General features: G+C 45.3%; 4 protein-coding genes. 2 read left to right on the plus strand and 2 right to left on the minus strand.

Annotation, left to right across the window (positions count from 1 at the left end; all coding sequences use genetic code 11):
• The coding region (locus A3763_RS14775) for a S4 domain-containing protein (RefSeq protein ID WP_255376624.1) at positions 1-469 on the minus strand (469 nt) is incomplete at its 3' end.
• A gap of 951 nt (positions 470-1,420) precedes the next feature.
• Here A3763_RS14775 and rne point away from each other — a divergent pair.
• Positions 1,421-4,423, plus strand: a complete 3,003-nt coding sequence (gene rne / locus A3763_RS14780; protein WP_068634020.1) for a ribonuclease E — start codon at positions 1,421-1,423, stop codon at positions 4,421-4,423.
• A 202-nt stretch (positions 4,424-4,625) separates the two neighbouring features.
• Entirely contained in the window at positions 4,626-5,186 is a 561-nt protein-coding gene (locus tag A3763_RS14785; RefSeq protein WP_068507962.1) for a YecA family protein, read from the plus strand.
• Here A3763_RS14785 and A3763_RS28710 read toward each other — a convergent pair.
• The gene (locus A3763_RS28710; RefSeq protein ID WP_068760178.1) at positions 5,137-5,511 is read right to left on the minus strand and encodes an ATP-binding protein; all 375 of its coding nucleotides are present in this window, start codon (positions 5,509-5,511) and stop codon (positions 5,137-5,139) included. The genes A3763_RS14785 and A3763_RS28710 overlap by 50 nt on opposite strands.
• Positions 5,512-5,637: the final 126 nt, after the last annotated feature.

Here is a 5,637-nt window from a genome sequence, read left to right on the forward strand (position 1 = left end):
CCAAGCGGTGCACCAACTCAAGAAACTGGGTTTCCGGGTAACGCTTGCGTAGCGCCTCAATTAAGCCGTAATTAACGCCACTTCCGCCATGCACAGCTAAACCGGAAGGCTTGTTGATTACTAGCAGCTGCTTATCTTCATAAATAATAGCTGAGGCAATAAACTCAAGAAGATTGTCACTCACCCTAATAGCGCCTTTAGAGCTACTTGCAACAACAATCGGTGGAATTCTAACAAGGTCATCAATCGCCAATTTGGTTTCAGGCTTGCAGCGCCCCTTATTAATCCGCACCTCACCCTTTCGAATGACTTTATATATTTTAGACTTTGGCACACCCTTAAGCTGAGAAAGCAAAAAGTTATCGACTCGCTGCCCTTCATTCTTTGCCGTTACTGTTACGATGCGGACAGCTGGCCTGTCATTTGTTTTGCGCTTTTCACCACCTTCAGCGGCTTGTTTTTCACTCATTCTATTCTCTACTTAGATCACCCTGAACTTTGGATGCGCCTTAAAAATCAGTCATATTACTTGATATATTTGCTGCGACAAGTAATTACTGCTATATTTCTGCGTTGTTGTAAGGAGCCCGCTCGCTGTGATCGATTAGCAGTAACAGACAATATAGAGTGAGTGACAAGAAATCTCAGGAATACAAACTTGGTTCATCCGTTTTTTCCACTGTCATCAGCCCACCTTCAACACACTGGTCCCGTAAAAAAGTTACATTGAAAGGCGCATTCCCCTATATAGATTCAGCTGAGTTCAGTCAACTATATAGCTAAAAGCCCACGGAGCAGTAAGACGACAGATTATATAGACAGAAAACCGACAGCTATTTGCTTGCGACACAAGCTAAATAGGCGTTGAAAGTTTTGTACGCACGCAATGAAAAAGAATACATAAAGCGAGCCTTTCCACCAACAGAGTGAAAAGTAGAAAGTACAGACAACACGACACGGTATAGAAAGCTCTGTCATGTCGTAAATTAATTAGGATTCCAGAGCAATTTAAGCTCTGGAAATAAAACTAAAGCGTGGAATCGCATTAGGAAAACAGAATTTATAGCCCGTAAGTGATGCAGACAACAAAGTCTTGCGATTGAACGCAGACCATTAATGTTAGTACGCACTATCACTTACTTCTTAGCGTTGAAAGGCAGCACCGGACTTGAGCGAGCATAAATACATATGCCCAGATCATTTGAAGGAAGCAATAAGACCAGACAATAGTTAGGAAATAGAAGTAAAACCAACAAACGCCATATGTGGCCACTTCCCCACCGCGAATTTGTCACGGGTACTGGGTGTTGCTGCTATGTATTGGAATTTGTTAGCTCGCTAACTTGATTTATAGCTGAGTAATTTTACTTTAAACCAAGCTGTCTTCCTGCGATTTCCAGCACAAAACTGGATTTCATTCATGAAAAGAATGCTTATAAACGCAACTCAAAGTGAAGAGTTACGTGTTGCCCTTGTAGACGGCCAAAAACTCTACGATCTTGATATCGAAGCGAGTTCTCGCGAACAGAAAAAAGCAAACATTTATAAAGGTAAGATCACTCGTATCGAGCCCAGCCTTGAAGCTGCATTTGTTGATTTTGGTGCTGAGCGCCACGGTTTCCTCCCTTTAAAAGAAATCTCTAAAGAATATTTTGACCCCGCTGCCGGTAAAGGCCGGGTCAATATCAAGCAAGCCTTAAGAGAAGGTCAGGAAGTTATAGTTCAGGTTGATAAAGAAGAGCGTGGCAACAAAGGCGCCGCACTGACGACCTTTATCAGCCTTGCCGGTCGTTACTTGGTTCTTATGCCTAATAACGCACGTGCTGGCGGCATTTCTCGCCGCATCGAAGGCGACGACCGCTCACAACTTAAAGAAGCCATGTCCGGCCTTGAAACGCCACGCAACATGGGTGTTATCGTTCGTACTGCTGGCGTAGGTCGTTCAACAGAAGAGCTACAATGGGACCTTGATTACCTTCTACAATTTTGGGAATCAATTACCAGCGCTTCTGAAAGCCGCCCCGCTCCTTTCCTCATATACCAGGAAAGCAATGTCATCATCCGTGCTATTCGCGATTACTTGCGCCAGGACATTGGCGAAGTACTTGTTGACGCACCGCTTGTGTTTGAAGATGTTCTAAATTTCGTTCGTTCAGTTATGCCTGCTTATGAAAGCAAGATCAAACTCTACCAAGACGAAACGCCATTATTCAGCCGTTATCAGATCGAAGCTCAAATCGAGACAGCGTTCCAACGCGAAGTAAAACTGCCTTCTGGCGGCTCAATTGTTATCGACCCAACGGAAGCACTTGTTTCAATCGATATCAACTCAGCTCGTGCAACTAAGGGCAGCGACATTGAAGAGACAGCACTTCAAACTAACCTTGAAGCTGCAGAAGAAATTGCTCGCCAGCTTCGTTTACGAGATATGGGTGGTTTGGTTGTTATCGACTTTATCGATATGGGCCCTGCAAAAAATCAACGTGACGTTGAAAACCGCATGCGTAAAGCCCTAGAACTTGACCGCGCACGCGTTCAGGTTGGCAAGATATCTCGTTTCGGGCTCCTTGAAATGTCACGACAGCGTTTACGACCTTCACTAAGTGAGACCCGCGCAGCAGTATGCCCTCGCTGTAGCGGACAAGGTACGATTCGTGACGTTGAATCTTTAGCACTGTCAATCATGCGCCTAATGTATGAAGAAGCCTCTAAAGAGAAAACAGGTTCGGTCCAAGCAGTCCTGCCGGTTCCTGTCGCTACTTTCTTATTAAACGAGAAGCGCCAACAAATTCAGGAGATTGAACGCAGGCAGTCTGTTCGCGTTATCATCATTCCTGACATGGCTATGGATACGCCTCACTATGAGTTACGTAGACTTCGTGAAGACGAAACCAGTGATGATCAAGCTAGTTACAAAATAGAAACAACACAGCCAGAGGAACAAGCAGTTCCAACAGCCGCAGCAAAAGAAGTCGTGCGCGAAGAAGCTGCGGTTAAATCTATTTCACATGCTAGCCCTGCACCTCAAGTTTCAGCGCCTGCAACTGAAGCTGCACCTCAAAAGCAAGCTGAGCAAAGCGAAGAAACTGGCCTAATGAAGCGTTTGAAATCCAAGCTATCGGCAATGTTCAGCGCAGAAGAGAAAGCCTCCTCTGTTGCTAATGAAGCACCTGCTAGAAAGCAGCAGCGCAGCACTCAAGGCAACCGCAGTAACCAGAAGAATAGAAACAAGCAACGAGACTCTCAGTCTGGCGATAACGCTTCAGGCAACAACCGCAACCGTAATAAGTCTGGCCAAAATCGAAATCAACGCGATGAAAATCGCAGAGATGATCGCGGCAACCAACGTAACCGACGCAATCAAAACAATGACTCGCGTCGTAGCAATGATAATCGCGGCAACAGATCAAATTCTGAGAACACTCGCGACCAGAAGCAAAACGATTCACGCACTCAGAACAAAGAAGGTTCGCAGCGCAGAAATCGTAGCGGTAACCGTCCTGCCAAGAAATATGAGGATAAACAACGCCCTGAAGAAGCGCCCGTGGTAAACAATACCTTAGCAAAAGCGGACGACAGTGTAGAAGCCAATACCACAAAGCCTGAAGCTAAAAGCAGCGAAAATAAATCCACTACTCGCTCTTCTAACCGTAGACGTTCAGAAAACCGTGGCGAGCGCCGTAGCAAAGCTCCTACGAAGAATGCTGAAACTGACACCAAGGGTGCAGTTAGCACAGCAAGCGAAAGCCTTAAGGAAACAACTAAGCCTGTCGCTACAACTGAGCCTAAAGCAGAAGTCTCAAAACCTAAGGTAGAAGAGAAGAGTTCATTGCCTCAAGCGAGTAGCAACGCTAGCCCTGCACCTGCTGCAACTGAAAGCAAGGAAGATAAAAGCTCTGATAAAGCTGAAGTTGCCGAAACTAAAGCTGTAGATTCGCCTAAAGCAGTAAAAGAGAGCAAAGCAGAAACAAGTGATGAAACTGCAACTGAAGTAACTACATCAGATGCCAGCTCTAGTGATAGCGAAGAGAAAACTTCGACTCGCCGACCTCGTAGCCGTAACCCTCGTAGAAATCGAGGCAATAAAGCGACAAACAGCAAGTCGGATGCCTCTCCAACGAAGACGCAAGCTGTTGCTGATAAGGAAAGCGCGACAAAAGAAATAACTGGCAATACAAGCCCTAAAGCCGAAGCGAAGCCGGCTGATGAGCATAAAGTCGAAGTTAAAAAGCCAGCTCGCCGTCGTAGACCTAACCGCTCTAACCGGGTTCACAATGACCCAAGAGCGCAATCAGCTGAAACTGAAAGCGCGGCGGCTCCTAAGTCACCAGAGCTGTCAGCTGTTAAGGTTGAGGTGAGCCCCGCTGAATCAACAGCAAAAGCTGAAGACAGTAAAGCAACTCAGACTACAGATACTGAATAGCATTTCCGCTAATTAAGTTCTGAAAGACCTCAGAGCCGGTATGAGCAATTAGTTCTTACCGGCTTTTTTATGCTTACCAGGTACTGCAGATACTAATCTGTGGAAAATCAGTTTATACTCTCGTTTTTTATACCACCCCGCTCCCAACCAGCGCCCATACACACATGAACGCATTGGTTGCACTGTCATACGGTTTTAGCAAATGTCACTAAGCGAACAACAAATTGAACAGCTCGAAGATATTCTTTTTGCCGAGCATCTAAATGAAGAGGCTTTGGATTATTTTGGCTTTCACGGCCTTGTATGCGCCAGTGTTATCGGGCCGGTAGACTTTGACACTAACACTCTTATCTCTGTGCTATTTGGCAATGATGATATCGAGCTTAGTGAATCTGAAATCGCCACTATTGAAAGCTGTATCGAAGAGATCAAGTCGACATTGCTTGAAGAGATTAATGAAGACCGCGATATACTCTTACCCTACAGCGATGAAACTGATGACGACAGCGAAACTCACTACGATGCCTGTCTTGAAAGCTGGTGCACAGGCTTTATGGAAGGTTTCTTCTACAAAGAAAAGGCATGGTTCTGCAAAGGTGAAGATGTTACCGCCGAATTGCTACTTCCTATCATGGCCCTTTCAGGCCTATTTGATAGTGATGAGTTTCAAGAAATACGTCGAAACGAAAAGCTTTTATCCCAATTCGAAGAAATTATGCCGGAGCAATTGGTGGATATCTTTCTTTTCTATCATTCGGATTAAGTACCAAGGTCGCCTCGACACAGCGGCCTTCATCACTATATTCAACCGTTTCACACAGAGATCGGACCAGCGCAATTCCGCGCCCCCATGGTTTAGTATTCATTGCCAGGTCTTCGTTCTGTGAAGCAAAATCAAAGCCTTTCCCGGTATCTCTGAGACTTATTTTCAACTCACTACCGGAACGCTCGTAATCAAAGCTCACACTAATGCTAACACTGGCGCATACAAGGCCGTGAAAGCCAAAATAATCCAAAGCCTCTTCATTTAGATGCTCGGCAAAAAGAATATCTTCGAGCTGTTCAATTTGTTGTTCGCTTAGTGACATTTGCTAAAACCGTATGACAGTGCAACCAATGCGTTCATGTGTGTATGGGCGCTGGTTGGGAGCGGGGTGGTATAAAAAACGAGAGTATAAACTGATTTTCCACAGATTAGTATCTGCAGTACCTGG

The organism is Oleiphilus sp. HI0128 (assembly GCF_001635365.1).